The organism is Nocardia amikacinitolerans NBRC 108937, assembly GCF_001612615.1.
Classification (GTDB): domain Bacteria; phylum Actinomycetota; class Actinomycetes; order Mycobacteriales; family Mycobacteriaceae; genus Nocardia; species Nocardia amikacinitolerans.
Map to the genome: position 1 here is coordinate 420,655 of NZ_BDAU01000001.1, position 22,694 is coordinate 443,348.

Genomic DNA, 22,694 nt, shown 5'->3' on the forward strand with positions numbered 1-22,694 from the left:
AGGCATTACTGTGAATCGGTGCAGACAGGCCAGGAATCAGACGACGCCGGTCCCCGCATCTGGGGTGGGACGACGCTCACCGAGCGCAGGGAGGCACGCCGCGCCGCGCTGCTCGAGGCCGCGCTGGATCTGATCGGCGAGGCGGGGGCCGCGGGCGTCACGATGCGCGCGGTGTGCCGCCGCGCCAATCTCACCGACCGCTATTTCTACGAGAGTTTCAGCAGCCGCGACGAACTGCTCGACGTGCTGTACCGGCAGGTCGCCGACGAGTTCCTGGAGCCGATGACCGCGTTCGCCTCGGCCGACGACCCGTCGAGGGACCGGGCGCTGGCGGAAGTCCTGGTGGACAAGGTGCTGGAAGATCCGCGCAAGTCGCGCCTGTTTCTGGTCGAGCCGTACTCCAGCACCGGTCTCGGCCAGACCACCATCGCCGTGATGCCCGCCTTCACCCGGCTGATCCAGGACCACCTGTTCGCCCACATCGCGGACCCGGTCCGGCGCAGGCTGGCCGCGGTGAGCATGGCCAGCGGCAATGCCGGCATGTTCTCCGCATGGCTGAACGGGTCACTGCGCGCGTCCCGCGAACAGATCGTGGACCACTGCGTCGCCACCATCACGGCCTACCGCTCGATCTACCACTCCTGACCCGAGAAGTGCCACGGCCCGCGCGCCTCGCCCGAGGCGGCGGGCCGTTGCCATGTCCGGGAAATCCGCGCCAGACAATTGACGGCAGGTGCCTTCACTTCTAAATTGATGGCACACGCCCTCAGATGAAAGGCAGCGCGGCCATGCCCCTGTTCAATCCGAAGACCGACACCTTCGCGGAATTCGACCCGACGACCCGGCGGCTGCTGGCCTCGCTGGTCGACTTCTTCGAGAGCAAGGGCAAGCAGGCGCTCACCGCCGACGCGCACCGCGGCGAGTGGTACGACGACTGGATGGAGTACCTGGCCGAGTCCCGGATCCTCGCCTACATGGCGACCCCGAAGGCGCACGCGGGCGGCGATCCGGACAAGCGCTGGGACACCGCGTTCATCTCCAAGTTCAACGAGATCACCGGGTTCTACGGCGCGCAGTACTGGTACGCGTGGGGCGTGTCGACCCTCGGCCTCGCCACCATCTGGCAGAGCGCCAACGGCAAGGCGCACGCGCGCGCCGCCGAGGAGCTCGACCGCGGCGGGATCGTGGCGTTCGGCCTGTCCGAGAAGGACCACGGCGCCGACATCTACTCCACCGACATGCTGCTCACCCCCGACGGCGCGGGCGGATTCATCGCCAACGGCAGCAAGTACTACATCGGCAACGGCAATGTCGCGCGGCTGGTGCCGACCATCGGCAGGCGCACCGACGTCGAGGGCCCGGACGCCTACGTCTGGTTCCTCGCCGACAGCGGTCACCCCAACTACACCCTGGTCAAGAACGTCATTCACGGGCAGAACTACGTCAGCGCCTACGATCTGGCGGACTACCCGGTCACCGCCGACGACGTGCTGCACACCGGCCGCAAGGCCTTCGACGTCGCGCTGGCCGCGGTGAACTGCGGCAAGTTCAACATCGGCATGGTCACCCTCGGCATCGTGCAGCACTGCTTCTACGAGACCGTCGATCAGGCGGCGAACAAGATCCTGTTCGGACATCCGGTCACCGACTTCGGTCAGGTGCGACAGATCTTGTCCGACAACTACATTCGCATCACGGCCATGAAGCTCTACCACGAGCGCGCCATCGACTACATGCGCGAATCGTCCCCGGCGGACCGGCGTTTCGTCATGTTCAACTCGATCGGCAAGATGAAGGTGACGCGCGAGGGTGAGCGCGCCTTCCGTGAACTGTCGGATGTCATCTCCGCCAAGGGTTTCGAGAAGGACACCTACTTCGCGATGGCGCGCGGCCTTATCGACTCCATGCCGCGGCTGGAGGGCACCGCCCACGTCAACATGGCGCTCACCCTGAAATTCATGCCGAGCTTCCTCTACAACGCCGCCGACCTGCCGCCGGTACAGGTGCGCCGCGACCCCGGCGACGACGAGGCGCTGTTCCGCCAGCCCGGCGCCGCGGGTCTCGGCAAGGTGCGCTTCGCCGACTGGCGGCCCGCGTTCGCCGACTACCGGCACCTGCCGAACGTCGCGCTGTTCCTGGAGCAGGCGGAGCGGTTCGTCCAATTCCCGGTGCAGGCGCCCGCCACCGACGAACAGCTGACCGATCTGGACTACCAGCTGGCGGTCGGCGAGTTGTTCACGCTGCTGCCCTACGGCCAGCTGATCCTGGAGCAGGCGAAGATCGCGGGCACACCCGACGATCATGTCGACGCCATCTTCGAATTGTTCGTCCGCGACTTCTCGGCGTACGCCCTCGGGGTGTTCGGCAAGGCGTCTTCGACTGCCGCGCAACAGGAATGGGCGCTCAGCGTGCTGCGCAAGCCGATCGGCGACGCCGCGCGGGCCAATCGGGTCTACACGGAGGTGCTCGCTCACGCGGGCGCGTACCGGATGAACCCGTAATCCGCGGTGCGCGGCCTGGACACCGCGGGCACGCCGTGGTGTTCGGCCGCGACCGGCGGAGCTGGACCGGTCAGGACGACTCGCGCTCGACGAGTTGGGCCAGCCGGTCGAGATCCCCTTGCAGCGCGCGGGACCGATCGCGGTGCGCGGGCAGGAACCGGTAGATCATCCGGTCGAACCACACCGGAAGGGCGAGAACGCGATACGTCTGCCGGATTCGGGTGCCGTCCGGCGTGGGGCGCAGCAGGAACCGCCACTCGGTGTGATCGCCGAAGATGCCACCGTGGGTGACCCAGACCAGCTCCTTGGGCGCGTCGGCCACCGTGACGGTACAGATGCGCCGCCACCGCAGGAAGCCCGACTTGCTGCGGCCACGGAAGCGGGCGCCGACCTCGACGCGGGTGCTGTCACCGACCCAGTCGGCGCCGCGGCATTCGTGGCTCCATTCGCCGACGCGAGTGATATCGGTGAGCACCGCCCACACCGCCTCCGGCCGCTCGGCGCAGAACGCCTCGTGGCTGCCGCCCAATGGCGTACGCAGCGGGGAGAATTCATCGGTGTGCCAGCGCCGGAACGCGGCCTTGCGGTACCGCTTGATCATGACGCGCAGCATGAGCCAGCGCGGGACGGCGGGGACCAGCTCGCCGATCGCGGCGGCATCACCGGGTGAGGCGCCGTCCACGAGGAACAAACCCTCGTCGAACAGCTCGATCGGGCCGAGGGGTTTGACGTTGTACTCGTCGGCCCAGTGCCGCCACTCGCCTTCGGTCATCGTGGCCGAGACCACCGGCATCATCTCGCGCTCTTCGCGTTCCAGGTGCGGCAACAGCACGGCCTCCAGGTGGTCGAGCGCCGCGAGCACATCGGCGCGAGCCTCGGCGCTCACCCGATAAACCGACGCCGCGCGGACCAGCCGGTCGATGGCGGGCTCGATGGCGCGGTGGTCGGCGTTCATCCGGTCGAGAAGCCGCGCCGCCGCCGGGTCGCGGTCGCGGACCACCGGGTAGAGATGCTCGTCTTCGGACTCGTGGTGATGGTGCAGGAAGCGCATGATCCAGAGCAGATGTTCCGCGATCGCGACCCGCTGCTCGTCGTACGGATAGGGCCAGGCGCTCAAGGCGTTCCTGGCTCTGCGCAGATCACGGCGCATCGCCGAATTCACGATTCCCATCACGCGGGTGTCGGCGGGCCGTTCCAGGTCTGCGGAGGAAGCCATGTCGATTACTCCTCGGCGAGGTCGAGCAGCCGAATCACGGTGTCGGCCGCCCAGTTTCGATACTTGTCCGGCGTCCACGCCGATTCCTCGGTGAGCGCGAGGTAGACCTCGCCCCCGAGGACGGCGCGCAGCGAGTCGGCCTCGGCGTCGGTGACGGGTCGACCCGTCACCGCCTCGAGCCCCGCCCGCATCGACGTCCAGCGATTCGCGCGGTCGCGGGCCGCGAGCGCGGCCAGTTCCGCATCGGCGGCGGCAGCCTGCACCAGCACCCGGTGCAATGCCGCCGATCTCCGGTTCACGGTCTCGAGCAGGCCGGCCAGCTTGGCGGCGCGCTCGCGGACGACGCCCGCCGCGATGGCGTGGAATTCCGGCCGTTCGAGCAGGGGCACCGGCTCGTCGTCCCCGACCACGGCCACGTCGAGCACCACTTTCAGGATCTCGCGTTTGTTGCCGACACTGCTGTACACCGTCTCCACCGCGCAACCAGCGCGACCGGCGATGTCACGCATCGAGGTGCCCGCCCACCCGCGCGCCACGAACAGCTCGGCGGCCGCGGCGAGCACCGCCGCCCTCGTCTCGTCGGCCTTCGCCTGGCGCAGGGTGGAACGGTATCGCCGAGTGCTCGTGGCCATACTCCATTGTCGAACAGGCCTGTATTCAACACAATACTGTTCCAGCGAATTATCGATGCGCTTTCGAACAACGAGGCGGATAATGCGAGCTAAAGTGGCCGGGTAGCGACGGCGGCGAGGAGCGGGTGTTGGTGTCCATCGGGAAATTGGTGTCGTTCGACAGCTCTCGGGGGTTCGGGTTCATTCGACCGGAAGACGGTGGACCGGATGTGTTCGTGCACGTGAACGACATCGGACTGGACGAGGACGAATTGCGCCAGGGGCGGGTCTTCGAATTCGACGTCACCGAGGGCGACCGTGGCCCCAAGGCGGTCAATCTCAGCGCGGTCGGCGGTGCGGCCGCCGCGCCGTCCCGGCACAAGAAGGACAGATCGTCGACCGGTCAGCTCACCGCCGCCGAGCACAAGCGCCTGATCACCGAACTGCTGCTGGACGCGAGCCCCGCGCTCACCGCTGGCGAGATCCTCACCATTCGCGACCGCCTCACCGCCTTCGCCGACCAACACGGCTGGCTGGACTGAGTCGCGCCGGCCGGTAGCCATATTCCTCGAACTCCGACGACGACCAGCTGACGGCGTCTGCCAGAGAATTGCGGGTGAACAGCACGCGCCCGGGCGCCGAAGTTCGTCTGCTTGTCGTACCCGGTGTCTACGATCGACCGGGACGAACCGGTTCGAACCGATGAATTCGCGTCGGCAACGACGTCAGCACGGGTGAGGACCGAACCCGAGGAGGAACGCGTGGACCTACCGGTGATGCCACCCGTCCGGCCGATGCTGGCCAAGACCGCGCCGTCGGTGCCGCGCGAGCCGGGCCTGAGCTTCGAACCCAAATGGGACGGATTCCGTTGCGTGGTGTTCCGCGACGGTGACGAAGTCGAACTCGGTTCCCGCAACGACCGTCCGCTGACCCGGTATTTCCCCGAGGTCGCGGAACTGCTGAAACAGGCGCTGCCCGACAAATGCGTGGTGGACGGCGAGATCGTGGTGGTCACCGAGCACGGCCTGGATTTCGACACCCTGCAGAATCGGCTGCATCCGGCCGCGTCGCGGGTGAACAAGCTGGCGGTGGAGACGCCCGCGAGTTTCGTCGCCTTCGATCTGCTCGCGCTCGGCGACAAGGACCTCACCGGCGAACCGTTCGCCGAACGCAGGCGGCTGCTGGAGACGATCCTGGACACCGCCCTGGCTCGCGTCCACCTGACGCCGCTGACCCGCGACCCGGACGTGGCCGAGGACTGGTTCACCCGGTTCGAGGGCGCCGGCTTCGACGGGGTCATGGTCAAGGCCGACTCCCTGGCGTACCAGCAGGACAAGCGGGTGATGCTGAAGGTCAAGCACGAACGCACGGCCGACTGCGTGGTGGCGGGCTTCCGCTGGCACAAGGACGGCCAGGGCGTCGGTTCGCTGCTGCTCGGCCTGTTCGACGACGAAGGCCACCTGCACCACGTCGGGGTGGCGAGCAGTTTCACGGCGGCCAAACGCAAATCGCTCGTCGAGGAGCTGAAACCGTTGCGGGAGAACGCTTTGGCGAACCATCCGTGGCGGGACTGGGCCGACGCCGCCGCGCAGGCCAAGGCGGAGGGCAAGATGCCGGGCGGGGTGAGCCGCTGGACCGGCGGCAAGGACCTGTCCTGGGAGGCGCTGCGGCCGGAGCTGGTGGCCGAGGTTCGCTACGAGCACGTGCAGTCCGGCCGGCTGCGCCACGGCGGCAGGCTGGTGCGTTTCCGTTCCGATCGCACACCGGAATCGTGTACCTACGCCCAGCTGGACGAGGTGGCGCCCGCCGAGCTGAGCGCCATCTTCACCGAGGCGTCGCGATGACGACGTCGGTGGACATCGAGGTCGACGGCAGAACCGTCACCATCAGCAATCCCGACAAGGTGTACTTCACCAAACGCGGCGAGACCAAGCTCGATCTGGTGCGTTACTACCAGGCGGTGGCCGAGCCGTTCCTCGGCGTGGTGCGCGACCGGCCGCTGCTGCTGGAGCGTTATCCCGATGGGGCGTCGGGCAAGTCGTGGTTCCAGAAGCGGGTGCCCAAGTCGGCGCCGGACTGGCTGCACACCGTGGAGGTGTCGACGCCGAACGGCACCACCAGCGACGCGCTCGTCGCGCACGACCTGGCGCACATTCTGTGGGCGGTGAACCAGGGGTGCCTCGGTTTCCACGTCTGGCCCAACCATGTCGGCGATCTGCGTATCGCCGACGAATTACGGATCGATCTCGACCCCTCCCCCGGCACAAGTTTCGACGACCTGAAGCACGCCGCCGTGCTCACCAGGGATCTGTTCACCGAACTCGGCATCGAATGCCGGATCAAGACCTCCGGCTCGCGCGGACTGCACATTTACGTCGCGCTGCGGGAGAAATGGGACGGATATCAGGTGCGCGCGGCCGCGGTCGCGCTGGCCAGGGAGCTGGAGCGCAGACACCCAGACCTGATCACCGCGCAATGGTGGAAAGAGGAACGCGGCCAACGCGTTTTCATCGACTTCAACCAGAACGCACCGCACAAAACGGTATTCGGCGCCTGGTGCGTGCGCCCGAAAGTGGGTGCGCAGGTCTCGACGCCGATCTCCTGGGACGACCTCGGCACCGTCGCCCCGGACGAACTCACCATCGCGACCGTCCCAGCCCGCCTCGCCGAACGCGGCGACCCCTGGGCCGACCGCGCACCCCAATCCATCGAACCCCTGCTCGAAATGTCCGAGCGCGACATGGCCGCGGGCCTCATGGACGCCCCCTGGCCCCCGCAATACCCGAAAATGCCCAACGAGCCGCCCCGAGTCCAACCGAGCCGCGCGAAGAAGGCCGAATAGCGACCTATTCCGTCCACAGGACCCAGGCGGGGGTGCGGGATTGGGTTTCGCACACCAGCGCGCGGTTGTCGGACGTGCGGCCGGTTTTGGCGACGGAGGAGTCGCATTTGGCGCCCGCCTCGTAGACGCCGGTGCCGACGTTGTACGGACCCGACCACTGGTAGCCGTCGTCGGCAGCGGAATCGGCCAGGCACAGTAGCGTTCCGCCGTCGGACGCGGCGCCGATCAGCCCGGCTTGGACCGCGGTGCAGGCCTCGCCCTTGCGCACCACGGGCACCGTGGAGGTCGGGGGCGCGGTGGTCGGCGGCGGGGCCGCCGGAGTCGGCGCCGAGGTGGTGGCGACCGTCGTGACCTGGGCGGTCGTGGTCGCCGTTGCCTGGTTAGCGCGGGAAACCGTGTCCGGCAACATGTTTCCGGAGAGTACGAAGAACCCGGCCACCGCCGCGACCTCGGCCGCGCCGAGTAGCAGCGCGAAGCACGCCATCACGCGTCCGCGCGGATGACTGAAAGCGATGAACCCGAAGACGATCGCGACGGGAAACAACGCGAGCAACGCGGCGACCAGCGCGACGATCGCGTACGGATTGACGATCGGCCGCGGCTCGTACGGGTACGGATCCTCCGGTTCCCGCTCGTCCGGCCAAGCCTCCGGCCAGCGCTCGCGCTCTTGCCACTGTTGCGTGCGTGCCATCCAGGTCCCTCTCGCATTCACCCATCGCGCGGAAACCCGGGCTGTCCGGCCCCGCCCGATACGCAGACAGAATACGGAGGAAATGGCGCAATAAGACCGAATTGTCCGATCGGATTTACTTGTCCCGGACTTTCGGCCGCTGATTGCCCCGCGGGGCGAAATGCTCAGCGATAACTCCCGGCGCCCGAGCCGACCGATAGGCCGGCTCCGGCGCCCACGTCGATGGCGTGGTGAACAGGGTGGATCTCAGATGCACCAGACGACGCTGCCGAGCGGGAAGCAGAGGATGACGGAACCTCCCGCGGGCGTGACTTCCGCGGCGGAAACCGGAGCTGGTTGCGCCGGAGCCGGATTCGCCGAAGCGGCGGGCGCTGCGAGGAAGCACAGTGGCAGGGCCATGGCGGTCGCGGCGGCGGTCTTGATCATTGTGCTGGACATTGTGCAATCCCTTGATTCGATCGAGTAATTCACAAAGGCCCCGCATCGGCCGCTCGTAGGTATTCGGCCGGTAGGGCGCTGGATCCCTCTCTGTGCCCGGACGCCGACCATCCGTCCGTCACCGGGAGTGTCGACTCGACAGTCACGCGACCAGATCAGCGCCCCGACAGGCAACGGGCCGGCGCCGAATCATCAGGCATCCGCCTTTCGCGGCACCCACCAAACGAGCCGAACTCCGCGGATGTCGACCGCAGCGCGAACGCTCCTTCGATCACTGCTGGAAAGGCGTCCAGATCAGCTTACTCCTGGCAATCAAGCCCCTCCGCCAAAATTGGGGTAGCCGTACCGAACCGGAGGGCGGATCAGCGCCGCCGGTCGACCTTCGGCATCGTCTCGGTGACCAGCGTCAGCAGCAGATCGGCGAGCAGCTCGTGCACCTGTTCCCTGGTGAGATTGCCGCGGGTGATCCACTCCCGGCCCGCCACCTTGACCAGCCCGCCGTAGGCCCGCACCATCGCCCGCAATTCGGCGCTGTGGGTGGAATCGGCAAGACCGACCATCACCAGCGTGCGCTCGGCGGCGGCGTCGTCGGCCTCGTCGAGGATCTGCTGCACCTCGGGGTCGTCGCCGACACCCTCGTGGCTGGTGACCTTCACCCAGGTGCTGCCGTGCTCGCCGATGGTGTCCAGCAGCCAGTGCACGCTGGCGTCGACACGCTCACGATCGGTCCCCGCGGGCACCACCATGGCGTCGAGCTTGGGCAGCGTGACCATCCGGCGCACCACCGCGAGATACAGATCCCGCTTGTTGCCGAAGTAGTGGTTGATCAGCCCGCGGGCCACCCCGGCACGCTGTGCGAGTTCCGCGGTGGACACCGCCGCGTACGGACGTTCGCCGAACATGTCGATCGCGCACGCGAGGATCTGCGCGCGCCGCTCGTCGGGTTCGAGCCTGCGGCGGCGCGGCGATTCCTCGGCGGCGCTTTTCGGCCCCGCCGAATCCGCGCCGCCGCTTCGGGTTTCAGAGAGACCGCGCAATGAGATCCTTCATCACTTCGTTGCTGCCCGCCAGGATGCGCAGGACGCGGGCGCCGGTGTAGAGCTGGGAAATCGGATACTCCGTCATGTAGCCGTAGCCGCCGAACAGTTGCAGGCAGCGATCGACCACGATACCGAGTTGGTCGGTGATCCAGTATTTCGACATGGCCGCGGTCGGGATGTCGAGGTCGCCGCGCAGATGCTTGACGATCGCGTCGTCGAGGAAGGTGCGGCACACCCTGGCCAGCGTCGCGCACTCGGCCAGTTCGAACTTGGTGTTCTGCATCGCGAACAGCGGCTTGCCGAACGCCTCGCGGCCCTTGGTGTAGTCGACGGTCAACTCGACCGCCTTCTCAATCATGGCGGTGGCGAGGATCGCGGTGACGAGCCGCTCCTGCGCAAGCAGCTGCATCATCTGGTAGAAGCCCTGGCCCTCGGCCTCGCCGAGCAGGTTGGTGGCGGGCACCCGGAGTCCGTCGAAGAACAGCTCGGCGGTGTCCTGAGCCTTGCCGCCGATCTTGTTCAGGATGCGGCCGCGGGTGAAGCCAGGGGTGTCGTCGCCGACCTCGGCGAAGATGAGCGAGACGCCCGCCGCGCCCTTCGTCGGGTCCGTCTTCGCGGCGATGATGATGCCGTCGCAGAGCCAGCCGTTGGTGATGAAGATCTTCGAGCCGGTGATGACGTACTCGTCGCCTTCGCGCACCGCGCGGGTCTTGATGTTCTGCAGGTCCGATCCGGTGCTCGGTTCGGTCATGCCGATGGAGAGCACCATCTCGCCGCTGGCCGCCTTGGGCAGCACCCGCCGCTTGAGTTCCTCGGAACCGAACTCCATGAGGTACGGGGCGATGATCGAGCTGTGCACCGCCATGCCGAGCGAGCCGTCGCCAGCGAAGGCCTGCTCCTCGATGATCGCCGCCTCGTGCGCGAAAGTGCCACCGCCGCCGCCGTATTCGGCGGGAATGGCGGTGCACAGCAGGCCGAGTTCGCCCGCCCGGTTGTACAGGTTGCGGTCGGGGTGGCCCTGCGCGACGAACTTCTCCTCGTGCGGGACGACTTCCTTCTCGAAGAACGTCCGTGCGAGGTCGCGTACGGCTTCTACTTCGTCGTCACTCCACGCGGCGCGTGCCATGGTTCGATCCTTTGCTCGCCTCGGACCGGCCTCGGCGCCGGTCCGTCGTCATCAGGTTCCAGCACTATTGGCGGATTGTCAACAACTGTGGTCACCGGAGGGCGCACGGCAGATCACCATTGCTTCGACCGCCGTCGTACTGCCACTATCGGTGGAACGTACCGCCAGTACGTTCGGGTGCCGCGCGCCCGCCAGTGACGGACAGCGACCGAGGCGAGCAGATGACCGAATCGTCCGACAGGATCGGATCGGGCGGAACCCACCGCCCGCGACGCGAGCGCACGGCACGCGGCGCCGACGGTGAACTCGCGGTCTTCGAGTGGGGCGACCCGCGCGGCGTTCCGCTTGTCCTGATGCACGGACTCAGCGACACCCATCTGGTCTGGCGCGAGGTCGCCGTGTTGCTCGCCGACGACTTCCGTGTCGTCGCCTACGACGCCCGCGGGCACGGCGAGTCCGAAACACCCTCCGGCCCGGGCGCTTTCCGGCTCGACAGACTGGCCGACGATCTCTACGCGGTGCTCGACGCCGTCAGCCCGAACCAGCCCGCGCACGTCTGCGGACACGGGTGGGGCGCGATCCAGGGGTGGGAGGCGGTCTGCGATCCGCGCGCCAACACCAGGATCGCCTCGTTCACCGCCATCTCCGGACCCAATCTCGATCACCTCGGCGTCCAGCTGCGCGAGCTGGCCGTCCGGCCGCACCGGATCCAGCGGCTGCTGGCCGACCGCAAATTCTGGCGGCACGGCGCGGGCTCGGCGCGCACCGCGGCCGTCCGCGTCACCTATCCGCCGCGGATGCGCACCTGGCTGATCGAACTCCTCGGCGGCATCCCCGCCGCGTACGCGCCGATCGCGCCGACGTGGCGTTCGGACCTGATCGCGGGCACGCGCATCGCGCACGCCAACCTGGCGCCCCGCCTGCTGCGCCCGCGCCCCCGGCCGACCCCGGTGCCGGTGCAGATGGTGGTCGACACCACCGACGTGCTGGTGCCGCCGTTCCTCTACTACGGCAGCGCCCGGTGGGTGGACCGGCTGTGGCGCTGTTCGATCCCCGCCGACCATTGGCTGCCGAGCACCGAACCGCTACTGGTCGCCGAGGCGCTCGGCAATTTCGTCGAAGACCTGACCGCGGCCGACACCAGCCTGCCCCGCGGCTGAGTTCGTCTCAGGCCTCGTGTCCCGGAGACAAATCGAGGACCGCGGCGAGGCGCAGCGCGGGACGCGCCGAATCGGCGGCGCGCCCCGCGGTCGGTTCCAGGACGACGCCGACGTGATCGCCGAAGTCGTACCTGGCCACGATGCGGCCCGTGAACCAGTGCGTCGCCGCGCTCAGGATCGGCAGCCCGTGCGGCCCCTCGGTCCACGCGCAGCGGGCGAATTTGTCCGTGCTGTCGCCTGTTTCGGCGCCGAACAACCGCGCGAGTTCCCGGTCCTGCTCGGTCAGCAGGTGCACGGCGAGGTGGTCGGCGTCCGCGGCGACACGGAAGGTGTGGTTGTTCTCGGACAACCCGACCACGAAGCGCGGCGGGTCGATGCTCAGCTGCGTGCCGAAGCCGACGAGACATCCCGCGCGGGTTCCGCACGCGACCGTGGTGACCACCCAGATCGGATAGTCCGCCGCGGCGAGTACCGCGTCGAAAGCGTCGCGCACCTCCGAGTCGTTCGGCACAGCTGACCTCTCCTTCGCTCACGCATCGGCCGCGGGCGCCGCCGAGGGGGTGCTCCGGCCTCGACGACACCGTAGCGCGCCCGGTCACCACCGATCGGGATCGCGCGGCTCGTCGCCGCCCTTGGCGACCTCGTCGCCGAACAGGGTCATCTCGCGCTCGTCGTCGCCGCGCGCCGACGACGGGTCGGCGATGGGCTCGCGAACCGGACGCGCTTCGTCGTGCTTCGTCGGCACGGCCACCGTCTCTTCGTCCTCGACCACGTACTTGCGCACGCGCGCGGGGCCCGCTGTCTCATTGTCGCCGCCGATGTTCAGCCGCTCCTCGGAACGGATCGGCTCGACGTCCTCGGTCCGCCCCATGCCGGTCCGCCTGTCGCGATCGATCGCCCGGTCCGCGGCCGTCGGCTGGTTGCCCATCTGGTTCTCGCCGTAGGGCCTGCCGTAGGTCTTCCACGCCGAGAGGGCCGGGTCGATGTGGTAGTGGTCGAACAGTTCTCGCTCGCTGCGCTGGCTGATGTTGCCGTCCTCTTCCAGGTACGGCGCGGACTTGACCTCGTCCTTGCCGACTCGCACCTGCAGCGCCGAGCGATCGCGCCGGTGTTCGGCGCCCGCCAGCGGAACCAGCGAGTCGTGTCCGAACAAGCCCGTGGAGACGGCGATCCAGGTCGGGAAGCCGCTCGCGTTGTCCACGTAGATCTTCTTGACCCTGCCGACCTTGTCCCCGTCGCGGTCGTAGACGGTGCTGCCGAGTACCGAATCCAGCAAGTTGGTCATGGTCTCCTCCTCGATCCTTCCTCCGGACGATCGCGGCGACCAGCCGAGCGAACGATTAGCAGGACACCGCGGACCTGCATGATCATCAGTTACACAGCGGCAACTACCCGCTCCCTTCCTGCACAAACAGCGGCCGGTCGAGCCTCGGAATCCGAGTCCCGAGCAGCCGGACCGCGACCCGCCATCGGCGTTTGCGACAATGGTGGCTTCGATTGCCCAGCTCACGAAGGACCCCCGCAGACCCGATGGCCGACAGCAGTATCGATCCCGACGAGCTCGCCACCTGTCTTCGGGTACTCGACCAGGCCGGACAGCTGGACAAGGAACACCCCGACTCGATCGCGGTGCAGCGCGCCGTCGGGCACATGTTCAAGAAGCTCAAGCAGCGCCGCCGCGTCGAGGCGCGCGACAAGGTCTCGACCGCGGATCGCGCGGTGGTCGCCGCCACCGCCACCGGCTCGCCGAATCGTATCGACGACGAGACCGCGGGCATCCCCTTGACCTCCACGGCCAGGGGCGCGAGCGCGGGCACCTTGATGCGCGCGCGGCCCTGCTACATCTGCAAACAGCGCTACACCCGCGTCGACGCCTTCTACCACCAGCTGTGCCCTGAGTGCGCCGAGAGCAGCCACGCCAAGCGCGACGCGCGCACCGATCTGTCCGGCCGCCGCGCGCTGCTCACCGGCGGCCGCGCCAAGATCGGCATGTACATCGCGCTGCGGCTGCTGCGCGACGGCGCGCACACCACCATCACCACCCGTTTCCCCAACGACGCCATCCGCCGCTTCGCCGCTATGGACGACAGCGCCGACTGGCTGCACCGGCTGCGCATCGTCGGCATCGACCTGCGCGATCCGGCGCAGGTGGTGGCGCTCGCCGACGACGTCGCCGCGCAGGGTCCGCTGGACATCCTGATCAACAACGCGGCCCAGACCGTGCGCCGCTCCCCCGGCGCCTACAGCGCGCTGGTGGAGGCCGAGTCCGGTCCGCTGCCCGCGGGCGCGCTGCCCGACGTAGTGAGCTTCGGCAAGACCATGCAGGCGCACCCGACCGCGCTCACCGCCTCGCTGGCGCCCACGCTCACCGCCGCGGACGTCGCGGAGCTCGCCTTGGTCGCGGGATCCGCCACCCCGGAACGGATTTCGCGCGGCGTGGCGATCGACGCGGGCGGGCTGGTGCCCGATCTGGCGCACACCAACAGCTGGGTGCAGACCGTCGGCGAGGTCGATCCCACCGAGCTGCTCGAAGTGCAGCTGTGCAATTCGGTGGCGCCGTTCATCCTGGTGTCGCGCCTGCGCCCGGCGATGGCGGCCGCGTCGGCGCGCCGCAAGTACATCGTGAACGTCTCCGCCATGGAGGGTCAGTTCAGCCGCGGGTACAAGGGCCCGGGACATCCGCACACCAATATGGCCAAGGCGGCGCTGAACATGCTGACCCGCACCAGCGCCAAGGAGATGTTCGAGTCGGACTCGATCCTGATGACGGCCGTGGACACCGGCTGGATCACCGACGAGCGCCCGCACTACACCAAGATCCGCCTGGCCGAGGAAGGCTTCCACGCGCCGCTCGACCTGGTGGACGGCGCCGCCCGCGTCTACGACCCGATCGTGCGGGGCGAGGACGGCGTCGACCTCTACGGCTGCTTCCTCAAGGACTATCAGCCCTCGCCGTGGTGAGCCTCCTTCACCGTGCCGGGTCGATCGCGCAGAATCGCGGGTGACACCGGCTACCACGATCGGAGGGCGCATGGCGGATCAGGGTGGAGCGCGGCGCACCGGACTCGGGGCTCTGCTGCGCGACAAGGCGCCGTTCCTGCGCTGGTCGACGATCCGTTTCGCGCTCGGCGGACGATCCGTGCTGCGCACCGGGCAGGTCGGCGACGGCCGCGAGGAGGCCGTCCGGCAGCACGTGCTGCACACCGCGACGGCGGGCGACCCGGACAGTGTGCTCGCCGCTTTCGACGATTTCGCGCGCAACCGCAGCATCCTGATGAACGTCGGCGACGAGAAGGGCTTGCTGTTGGACGCCGCGGTGGTGCGGGCGAAGCCGCTGCTCGCGCTGGAGCTCGGCGCCTACTGCGGATACAGCGCGGTGCGGACGGGACGGCTGCTGCCGCCGAAAGGGCGGCTCGTCTCGGTGGAGGCCAGTGCCGCCAACGCGGCGATCGCGACCGAGGTGATCGCGCACGCCGGACTCGGCGATCGGGTCGAGGTGGTGGTCGGCAAGATCGGCGACGGCGGCACGACCATGCGCACGCTCGCCGTCGATCACGGATTCGCTTCGGGCGCGCTCGATTTCGTCTTCCTCGACCACCTGAAGACCGCGTATCTGCCCGACCTGCTCGCGCTGCTCGAGGTGCACTGGCTGCATCCGGGCAGCCTCGTCGTCGCCGACAACGTGAAGATCCCCGGCGCGCCGGACTACCTGCGCTACATGCGCGAGAACCAGGGTCTGTCCTGGCGCACCGTGGAGCACCGCACGCACGTCGAATACCAATCGCTGCTGCACGATCTCGTCCTCGAGTCGGAATACCTCGGCTGATCGGTTTCCGCTCGGTCCTACGGTATTCGGTGCCACCGAGTTCGATTCGCGTGCGTGCGTTTCCGGACGGTTCAGCCGCGATCGCGCAGGTGCCGGGTGACGAATTCCGCCAGCGCGCCGACGTGTTCGTCGAGGTAGAAGTGGCCGCCGGGGAAGGTCGCGCGCTCGAACCCGCCCGAAGTGAACGCCCGCCATTCGTCGGCCTGCTCCGGCGTGGTGGTCGGGTCCTCGGTGCCGACCAGCGCGGCGAGATCGCAGGCCAGCGGCGCGCTCTTCCGGTGCGCGTAGGTCTCCACGGCTCGATAGTCGCTGCGCACCGCGGGCAGCACCAGGTCGGCGAGGCCGGGTTCGGTGCGCAGCAGCGCGATCGGCGCTGGGTCGGCCGCGAGGCGCTCCAGGTCCGCGATGAGCGCCTCGTCGGACTCCAGATGCAAGCGGGCGGGTTCGGCGAAAGACGGTGTGGGACGGCCCGAGACGAACAGCGCGGTCAGTTCCTGTCCACCGTCCTCTAGCCTGCGGGCGGTCTCGTAGGCGAGGGTGGCGCCCATGCTGTGCCCGAACAGCGCGAGACCGGACCGAGGACCGCGTGCCAGCAACTCCCCGGCGATCAGGTCGGCCAGCGCGTGCAGATCCGGGACCGCCTGCTCGGCAAGTCGATCTTGTCGACCCGGATATTGCACGGCCAGTACCGCCACGCCGGAACCGATTTCGCGGGCCAGCTCACGGTAGGCGGTTGCCGAACCGCCGCCCGGCGGGAAACACACCAGGTAATGACGCGGCGCCGGTTCGGTGCGCAGCACGCGCAGCCAGTCGGTGGCGGTGATCGTCTCGTCCACGTCGGTCTCCTTCTCCTCCGGTGCGGCTAGTCTCGATCTGGTGAACGCGCACGCACGGCTGGTCCACGACTACGAAGCCGGAATCGGAGTCCCCGCTTCCGAAATTACGCACTCCCCCGATCCTGGCAGCAATCTCGCTGCGACACTGCCGGTATGGTCACTGGCCGCGGGATCGGTGGCCGCCGTGGCTGCCGCGGCCAACCGGTTGCGCGACGCGCACGGGCTGGCTCCGGTGCCGCACCGGATCGATCCGGAACGGATCACCGCCGCGTTCTCGAGCGACAGCCTGCTGCGGGCGAACGGCCGCCCGGTATCGATGTTCGCCGATCTGTCCGGATTCTTCCCCACCTTCGACGGGTGGGTGCGCACCCACGCCAACTACCCCCACCACCGAACCCGCCTGCTCGCCGCGCTCGGCCTACCGGAGGACGCGCCCCTCGATCTCGCGGTCGCCCACATCGCCATGAGCCGCGCCTCCGACATCGAGGACAACGCCGCGGCGGCGGGAGCGATCGCGGTGCAGGTGCGCACCGAGGACGAGTGGGCCGCGAGTCCGCAGGCGCATGCCGCCGCGTCCGGCCCGGTGGTCGCCATGGAACCGCGCCAGGATCGAGCGGGCGCGCAGTTCCGTTCCGACGCAACGCCGTTCCAGCCCTTGCGCGGCGTGCGCGTGCTCGACATGACGCGGGTGATCGCCGGGCCGGTCGCCACGAGGACGCTGGCGCTGCTGGGGGCCGAGGTGCTGCGGGTGGATCCGCCGTGGTTGCCCGAGATCCCGTGGCAGTACGCCGACACCTGCCAGGGCAAGCACTCCGCGGTCGTCGACTTGCGCGCCCAGTCGGCGGTGTTTCACGATCTGCTCGCCTCGGCCGACGTGCTCGTCAGCGGGTATCGTCCCGGCGCGCTCGAGCACGCGGGGCTCATCACGGCCGTGCGCCCCGGCCTGGTGCACGGCCGGGTCAGCGCGTGGGGCGAGTCCGGTCCGTGGGGCGCGCGCCGCGGCTTCGACAGCATCGTGCAGGCCGCCACCGGCATCTCCATCCTGGAGGGCGCGCCCTCGGTGCCCGGCGCACTGCCCGCGCAGGCACTCGACCACGCCTCCGGTTATCTGCTGGCCGCGGGCGTGATCGACGCGCTGGCCGCCCGCACCTACGACGGCATCGGCCGCGACGTACGAGTCTCCTTGGCGCGCACGGCCTCCTGGCTGCTCACCCACCCGGCCCGCACCCTCCAGCACAGCCCCGCAACGGCCCCCAACCCCGAACTGACCGTGCGCCACGGCGCCCTCGTGACGGCCGCGCCAGCCCTGGCGGAGTACCCGGATTACGCCTGGCCCGCCCCGCAATTCGGCGCGGGCTCGCCCGCTTGGCCGGTCCGTACCCGGTAGGGCGCTGCGTCCTTCGCGCGGTGGTGGGCGCTACCGCGTGGAGGGTGAGCAGCGACGGGTGTCGGCCGAATGGTGTGAGCGCCCGGATGGCAACGGCCCGCGCTCCGCTGGCAGCGCCAGACGCGGTGAGCCACCCCCAGGTTGGGCCGCGCAAGTGCGGTGCGCGCCGCCGCAGAACTACTTCGGGTCCACGGCTCCGAGATCCGGCGTTGTGACCGCCGGCGGACTCTAAGCCGCGTCGGCGGGCACTCCACGTCTCGGACGAACCTGAGCATGCGGGCGAGACCCGTCGAGCGGCGATGTGCAGGTCGCACCTGGAGTGGACTTCGGCCTGCAATGCCGTGGCGGCGTTGCGGGCCGAAGATCCGTGGGTGCGCACCGGCTTGCGCGGCGTCCTGTCAGTCGTCGCGGGCGAAGTCCGCGAGCAGGGTCGGGACCGCAGCGTCGAAGCCCGCGATGTCGAGCATTCCGGCGTCCGACGGGTCCGCGATGCTGAAGTTGGTGGCGGTCATGCCGACCACGACCAGCTTCGCGTGCGGGTTGACCTCGCGGCGGTAGCGCTGCAAGGCCTGGTGCGGGTGGATGCGGCCCGCCCAGGTCTCGGAGTCGGTGAAGATCGAGAACACGTCCACCTCGAGTCCCTGCTCCAGCGCGTAGGTCATCGGCAGGGAGCAGTCGGTGCCGCCGAACGGCAGCGCGGACACGGCGCGCACCGCGTCGTCCAGCCGCTGGCGCGGGCTGATCGCGAGCGGTGTCAGTTCCGCCTGGCCGGCCCACGCACCGCTCGCGGACGTGAAACCGACGATGGAGTGCGCGTTTTCGGTACTGGCGGTCACCAATGCCAGGGCGGCACTGGCCTCCCGTGCCGTCAGCGGTGTTCCGCCGATCTGCACGGCCATGGACCCGGACACGTCGAGGGCGAGCAGGTGCCGCTTGCCGGTCGGTCGCACCGCCTCGAACGCCGCGTAGAACGCGGCGTCCAGCGCGTCCACGATCGGCGCTGACGGCTCCCACCGGCCATCGCCGCGCACGGATCGGCCCGCGGCGTAGGTGCGCAGCGCGACGAGGACGTTCACCGGGTGCACCCGCGCCTTGCGCAGGCGCGCCGGATCGGCGAGCTGACGCGCGACCGCGGCGGCCCGCTCCCCCAGCGGGGCGAGCAACCCCAGCCGGGTCAGTCGCGGCAGCTGGCGCATCAGCGCCGTCTGCGGAATCCCGTTGTCCAGCAGCGCCTCCCACACGGCGGGCCGGTCGAGCGCGGCGTCGGGCAGCATCTCCCAGGACAACCGGTACGCACGCACCAGATCGGGGATCTCGCCGACAGGCGCCGCCTGCGCCCGGTGGTAGCCCTCGACGAGCCGCAGCCCGTCCAGGGACGCTTCGCGACCACAGATCCAGTCGAACAGGCGCTTGCGGTCCGCCTCTGCGGTGTCCGGGTGCGCGAGCCGCAGCAGGTCGCGGTGCGTCCACCCTTCCCGCTGGCGGTACTTCACCACCTGGAAGGCGAGATCGTCGACGGTCTTCTCGACGTACCAGTGCGCGACGGCGCGGCGCAGCCCACGGCCCCAGCCGCGGAACTGCTCGACGTAGCGCGCGAACAGGAACAGGTGGGTTCCGGTGCGCGCCACCAACGGCAGCGCGTCGAGCGCGGTCCGGCGGCCGTCGACATCGCCGAGCGAGGCCGCGGCGGCGAGCGCGAACAGCGCGGGGTTCTGCCTGGGCGCGCGGCCCGCCGTGGAGATCGCGACGACCTCGGCGACCAGCTCGGCGGTACGGTCGCGCGCGAAATCCAGGACGACCTCGGCGTTCTCCTTGGTCAGCTCCGCGGCGCGCGCGTAGTAGGTGCCGCCGTCGGTGCCCAGCGTCAGGAACCGGCGCAGCCGTACCTCGGGGGTGACCTCGAAGCCGAAGCCGCCCGCGTTGTTGCGCACCTGTCGTGCGTCCGCCCGCTCCGTCTGCGGCGTGGAGCGGGTGTTGATCCCGGCCAGCGCGTCCATGTTTCCTCGTTTCCGGCCTCGCGAGAGGCGTGTCGGGAACGGGGCACGGACGAGTCGTGCGCCAACAGGCTTCCGCCGCCCCCGTTCGACGAGACGCGAAGAACGGTCGTGGTGTGCCGACCGGACCACGCCCCATGCGGAGCGCGTCAGGAGTTGAACCCGATAAACCAGATAACCGATCGACTCCGGCCCGTTCTTCGCGTCCTGGCAATCCGGCGGGGCGGTCGTGGTGTGCCGACCGATAGTAGTGCTCTACCTGATTGAGCTACGGCAACATGCGCTGCCGGCGGGATTCGAACCCGCAACCGCTCCAGTGGAAGTGGTAACCGACCGACTCCGGCCCGCCCCTTCGGATTGCCAACGCACCGAACTGTAGGACCCCGGCCCGACCGCACGCCACCGAATTAAATCTCCGCACACACCGCCCAGCGACGCACGCGGTCGATCCGCGAAAAATCCTTTGCACTCGGCCGGGTATCGGCGATGAAATGTGAGTTCACACGTCGTCTGCACTCACATGACAGCCATCGACATCGGCACGCCGGAAGGAACTCGCACCGTGGACATCGTCGACGAGAGCGTGCACGACGGGGCCCCCGCGCTCGCCGGACGGACCGAGTGGGTCGGGCTCCTCGTGCTCGCGCTCGCCTGCCTCGTCTACGCGATGGACCTCACGGTGCTGCACCTCGCGGTCCCGATGATCAGCGCAGACCTGCATCCGACCAGCTCGCAGCTGCTCTGGATCATCGACGTCTACGGCTTCATGGTGGCCGGTCTGCTGATCACCATGGGGACCCTCGGCGACCGGATCGGCCGCCGCCGCATGCTGATGATCGGCGCGGCGTCGTTCGCGGTGGCCTCGGTGGTGGCGGCGTTCGCGCCCACCGCCGAGGCGCTGATCGTCTGCCGCGCGCTGCTCGGCATCGCGGGCGCCACGCTCGCGCCGTCCACGCTGTCGTTGATCTTCAACATGTTCCGCGATCCCCGGCAGCGTTCGGTGGCGGTGGGCGTGTGGGTCGGCGCGTTCTCGGCGGGCGGCGCGGTCGGGCCGATCTTCGGCGGCGTGCTGCTGGAGAACTTCTGGTGGGGATCGGTGTTCCTGCTCGCGGTGCCCGTCATGGTGCTGCTGCTGGTGCTCGGCCCCAAGGTGCTTCCGGAGTTCCGCGATCCCGAGGCCGGGCGGCTCGATCCGATCAGCGCCGCGCTGTGCGTGGGCACCATGATCGCGGTGGTGTTCGGCATGAAGAAGATCGCCCAGGACGGTGTCGGCGCGGCAGCGCTCGCGGGCCTGATCGGTGGCGCGGCGCTCGGCGTGCTGTTCGTGCGGCGTCAGCTCACCAGCGCCGACCCGATGCTGGACCTGCGGCTGTTCCGGTTGAGCCGGTTCCGCGTCGCGTTGCTGATCAACGTCGTCGGCATCTTCGTCGCGTTCGGCTACTTCCTGTTCGTCGCGCAGTACTTCCAACTGGTGCTCGCGATGTCACCGATGGCGACCGGTCTGGTGATGGTGCCCTCCGGTCTCGGGTTCATCGTCGGATCGCAGCTGGCGCCGCGGCTGGTTCAGCTGGTGCGGCCCGCCTACCTGATCGGCGGCGGGCTGGCCATGGCCGGTGTCGGGCTGCTGATGATGACGCAGCTGACCGCGTCCGACGGCTACGGTCTGGCACTGGCGGCTTCGGTGATCTCCGCGCTGGGATTGGCGCCGGTCTTCGGCATCACCACCGAACTCATCGTCGGCGCCGCACCGCCCGAGCAGGCGGGCGCCGCCTCGGGCGTCTCCGAAACCGGCGCGGAATTCGGCGGCGCGCTGGGCATCTCGATCTTGGGCAGCATCAGCATCGCGATCTACCGCGGCGACCTGTCGTCCTCGCTGCCCGCCGGGCTCTCCGAGGCCGACGCCGGGTCCGTCCGCGACACCTTGGGTGCGGCGGTGCAGGTGTCGACCCAGGTGCCGATGGATCTCGGCGAATCCGTGCTCGCGGCGGCGCGCGAAGCATTCCTGCACGGTGTGCACATCACCGCGGGCATCGCCGGCGTCGCCGCACTGGCCGTCGCGGTGGTGTCGGTGCGGAGGCTGCGCGATATCCCCGCGGGCCCGCTGACCCACGAGGACTGACTCGACTGCCGACACTCGAGATCCGAGCGGGCATATCGTCCGAGCAGGCAGATCGATGGAACAACCGCCGCGACCAACCAGTGGCGTCGACGCATGAATCTCGCAGACATCGCATCCCTGCGCGGCGTGCACAACAGCATCCCGAGAAGCCACGGCGGTCATTGCGGGGCAACTTGGCGCACACCCGAGCGCGAGCGATCGACGCGAGCGAAACAGCGGCTCCGAGCCGAAACCTCTATCGAGCCGCGGTCTCGGGCCCGTCCGCCAGCGCCGCGAACGCGGTCGACAGGGTGGCGCCGCTCGGCAACGCGCCGTCGTTGATCAACCAGAGCATCGAAAGCCCCTGGGTGAGCGCGAAGTAGAGTTCGCCGATCGCTTCGGCCTGCGGCTGGGTCAAGTGCGGGTGGGCTTCGCGCAGAGTGGCGGCGAGGTCGGCGGTCGCCTCGACAACGCTCTCGGCCATGAACCGCTGCGATTCCGGCGAGCGCGCCATGCGCAGCAGATTCTCCAAGCTGGCCAGCATGCCTTCGCGGTTGGCCGCGAAGACCGCGGACAGTCCGTCGATCATCGAGGCGAAGGCTTCGGACATCGGACGTCCCTCGGTCGCCTCGATCAGCTCACCCATCCTGTCGCCGATGCCGGTGCCGAGCGCCTCGGCAAGCGCCTCGGTGATCAACCGGTCCTTGGAACCGAAGTGGTAGCCGATCGCGGCCAGGCTGACCCCGGCCGCGTTCGCGATGTCGCGGGCGGTGGTCTTGGCGACGCCGCGCTCCATGATCGCCTTGCGAGCTCCGGCCAAGAGATCTTCACGGTTTCCCATGCGGGCCAGAATACGGCATGTCTCAGACGTACGTCCTAGACGTCCGTTCAACCACCGCCGGTTGCCCGAGCGTCGCCGTGCCCCCTT

21 protein-coding genes and 1 tRNA gene are annotated in these 22,694 nt (G+C 69.0%); 10 read left to right on the top strand and 12 right to left on the bottom strand.

Going from position 1 to position 22,694, the window contains the following annotated elements; genetic code table 11:
- Positions 1-18: 18 nt before the first annotated feature.
- Positions 19-645, top strand: a complete 627-nt coding sequence (locus NAM01S_RS01870) for a TetR/AcrR family transcriptional regulator (protein ID WP_067778235.1) — start codon at positions 19-21, stop codon at positions 643-645.
- Between the two features lie 143 nt (positions 646-788).
- Positions 789-2,501 (top strand): acyl-CoA dehydrogenase family protein, encoded by a 1,713-nt coding sequence (locus tag NAM01S_RS01875; protein ID WP_084482342.1) that lies wholly within the window; start codon positions 789-791, stop codon positions 2,499-2,501.
- 70 nt (positions 2,502-2,571) lie between these two features.
- Here the strand turns inward: NAM01S_RS01875 and NAM01S_RS01880 are convergent, their stop codons facing one another.
- Both NAM01S_RS01880 and NAM01S_RS01885 read right to left on the bottom strand, forming a co-directional pair.
- Complete coding sequence (locus NAM01S_RS01880; RefSeq protein WP_067778237.1) at positions 2,572-3,717, bottom strand: hemerythrin domain-containing protein; 1,146 nt, start codon at positions 3,715-3,717, stop codon at positions 2,572-2,574.
- Between the two features lie 5 nt (positions 3,718-3,722).
- The gene (locus tag NAM01S_RS01885) at positions 3,723-4,349 is read right to left on the bottom strand and encodes a TetR/AcrR family transcriptional regulator (RefSeq protein WP_084482275.1); all 627 of its coding nucleotides are present in this window, start codon (positions 4,347-4,349) and stop codon (positions 3,723-3,725) included.
- A gap of 125 nt (positions 4,350-4,474) precedes the next feature.
- On the opposite strand from NAM01S_RS01885, the gene NAM01S_RS01890 reads away from it, so the two are divergent.
- The 3 genes from NAM01S_RS01890 (at position 4,475) to ligD (ending at position 7,170) form a co-directional block, all read left to right on the top strand.
- Complete coding sequence (locus NAM01S_RS01890) at positions 4,475-4,870, top strand: cold-shock protein (protein WP_067778238.1); 396 nt, start codon at positions 4,475-4,477, stop codon at positions 4,868-4,870.
- 219 nt (positions 4,871-5,089) lie between these two features.
- On the top strand, positions 5,090-6,172 hold the full coding sequence (locus NAM01S_RS01895) for an ATP-dependent DNA ligase (RefSeq protein WP_218018314.1): 1,083 nt from the start codon (positions 5,090-5,092) through the stop codon (positions 6,170-6,172).
- On the top strand, positions 6,169-7,170 hold the full coding sequence (gene ligD / locus NAM01S_RS01900; protein ID WP_067778239.1) for a non-homologous end-joining DNA ligase: 1,002 nt from the start codon (positions 6,169-6,171) through the stop codon (positions 7,168-7,170). Before NAM01S_RS01895 ends, ligD begins: the two co-directional genes overlap by 4 nt.
- Positions 7,171-7,174: 4 nt before the next feature.
- On the opposite strand, the gene NAM01S_RS01905 is transcribed toward ligD, so the two are convergent.
- The 4 genes from NAM01S_RS01905 to NAM01S_RS01920 all read right to left on the bottom strand — a co-directional run bounded on the left by NAM01S_RS01905 (position 7,175) and on the right by NAM01S_RS01920 (position 10,465).
- Positions 7,175-7,861, bottom strand: coding sequence for a hypothetical protein (locus tag NAM01S_RS01905; protein ID WP_067778240.1), 687 nt, complete (start codon positions 7,859-7,861; stop codon positions 7,175-7,177).
- A 246-nt stretch (positions 7,862-8,107) separates the two neighbouring features.
- Complete coding sequence (locus tag NAM01S_RS34670; RefSeq protein WP_143861307.1) at positions 8,108-8,299, bottom strand: hypothetical protein; 192 nt, start codon at positions 8,297-8,299, stop codon at positions 8,108-8,110.
- A 362-nt stretch (positions 8,300-8,661) separates the two neighbouring features.
- A complete protein-coding gene (locus NAM01S_RS01915) occupies positions 8,662-9,336 on the bottom strand; it encodes a TetR/AcrR family transcriptional regulator (RefSeq protein WP_067778242.1) in 675 nt (224 codons plus the stop codon).
- Entirely contained in the window at positions 9,320-10,465 is a 1,146-nt protein-coding gene (locus tag NAM01S_RS01920; RefSeq protein WP_067778243.1) for an acyl-CoA dehydrogenase family protein, read from the bottom strand. Before NAM01S_RS01920 ends, NAM01S_RS01915 begins: the two co-directional genes overlap by 17 nt.
- A gap of 221 nt (positions 10,466-10,686) precedes the next feature.
- On the opposite strand from NAM01S_RS01920, the gene NAM01S_RS01925 reads away from it, so the two are divergent.
- A complete protein-coding gene (locus NAM01S_RS01925; protein WP_067778381.1) occupies positions 10,687-11,625 on the top strand; it encodes an alpha/beta fold hydrolase in 939 nt (312 codons plus the stop codon).
- A gap of 7 nt (positions 11,626-11,632) precedes the next feature.
- On the opposite strand, the gene NAM01S_RS01930 is transcribed toward NAM01S_RS01925, so the two are convergent.
- Together NAM01S_RS01930 and NAM01S_RS01935 are read right to left on the bottom strand one after the other, a co-directional pair.
- On the bottom strand, positions 11,633-12,136 hold the full coding sequence (locus tag NAM01S_RS01930) for a flavin reductase family protein (protein WP_245909834.1): 504 nt from the start codon (positions 12,134-12,136) through the stop codon (positions 11,633-11,635).
- Positions 12,137-12,220: 84 nt separating this feature from the next.
- Positions 12,221-12,910 (bottom strand): PRC and DUF2382 domain-containing protein, encoded by a 690-nt coding sequence (locus NAM01S_RS01935; protein ID WP_067778244.1) that lies wholly within the window; start codon positions 12,908-12,910, stop codon positions 12,221-12,223.
- Between the two features lie 245 nt (positions 12,911-13,155).
- Here NAM01S_RS01935 and NAM01S_RS01940 point away from each other — a divergent pair, with 245 nt between their 5' ends.
- Together NAM01S_RS01940 and NAM01S_RS01945 are read left to right on the top strand one after the other, a co-directional pair.
- Positions 13,156-14,586 carry an SDR family oxidoreductase gene (locus NAM01S_RS01940; RefSeq protein ID WP_067778245.1) on the top strand — a complete coding sequence of 477 codons (1,431 nt, stop codon included), beginning with the start codon at positions 13,156-13,158 and terminating at the stop codon, positions 14,584-14,586.
- Positions 14,587-14,656: 70 nt separating this feature from the next.
- Entirely contained in the window at positions 14,657-15,451 is a 795-nt protein-coding gene (locus NAM01S_RS01945) for an O-methyltransferase (RefSeq protein WP_067778246.1), read from the top strand.
- Positions 15,452-15,522: 71 nt separating this feature from the next.
- On the opposite strand, the gene NAM01S_RS01950 is transcribed toward NAM01S_RS01945, so the two are convergent.
- Positions 15,523-16,287 carry a thioesterase II family protein gene (locus NAM01S_RS01950; RefSeq protein ID WP_067778247.1) on the bottom strand — a complete coding sequence of 255 codons (765 nt, stop codon included), beginning with the start codon at positions 16,285-16,287 and terminating at the stop codon, positions 15,523-15,525.
- A gap of 40 nt (positions 16,288-16,327) precedes the next feature.
- Here NAM01S_RS01950 and NAM01S_RS01955 point away from each other — a divergent pair, with 40 nt between their 5' ends.
- Positions 16,328-17,674, top strand: coding sequence for a CoA transferase (locus NAM01S_RS01955; RefSeq protein ID WP_084482277.1), 1,347 nt, complete (start codon positions 16,328-16,330; stop codon positions 17,672-17,674).
- Between the two features lie 398 nt (positions 17,675-18,072).
- On the opposite strand, the gene NAM01S_RS01960 is transcribed toward NAM01S_RS01955, so the two are convergent.
- Positions 18,073-19,671 carry a TROVE domain-containing protein gene (locus NAM01S_RS01960; RefSeq protein ID WP_067778248.1) on the bottom strand — a complete coding sequence of 533 codons (1,599 nt, stop codon included), beginning with the start codon at positions 19,669-19,671 and terminating at the stop codon, positions 18,073-18,075.
- A 281-nt stretch (positions 19,672-19,952) separates the two neighbouring features.
- A tRNA-Gly gene (locus NAM01S_RS34675) sits at positions 19,953-20,012 on the bottom strand.
- A 176-nt stretch (positions 20,013-20,188) separates the two neighbouring features.
- Here NAM01S_RS34675 and NAM01S_RS01965 point away from each other — a divergent pair.
- The gene (locus NAM01S_RS01965) at positions 20,189-21,787 is read left to right on the top strand and encodes an MFS transporter (RefSeq protein WP_084482279.1); all 1,599 of its coding nucleotides are present in this window, start codon (positions 20,189-20,191) and stop codon (positions 21,785-21,787) included.
- A 235-nt stretch (positions 21,788-22,022) separates the two neighbouring features.
- On the opposite strand, the gene NAM01S_RS01970 is transcribed toward NAM01S_RS01965, so the two are convergent.
- Complete coding sequence (locus NAM01S_RS01970; protein WP_067778249.1) at positions 22,023-22,607, bottom strand: TetR/AcrR family transcriptional regulator; 585 nt, start codon at positions 22,605-22,607, stop codon at positions 22,023-22,025.
- Between the last annotated feature and the right edge of the window lie 87 nt (positions 22,608-22,694).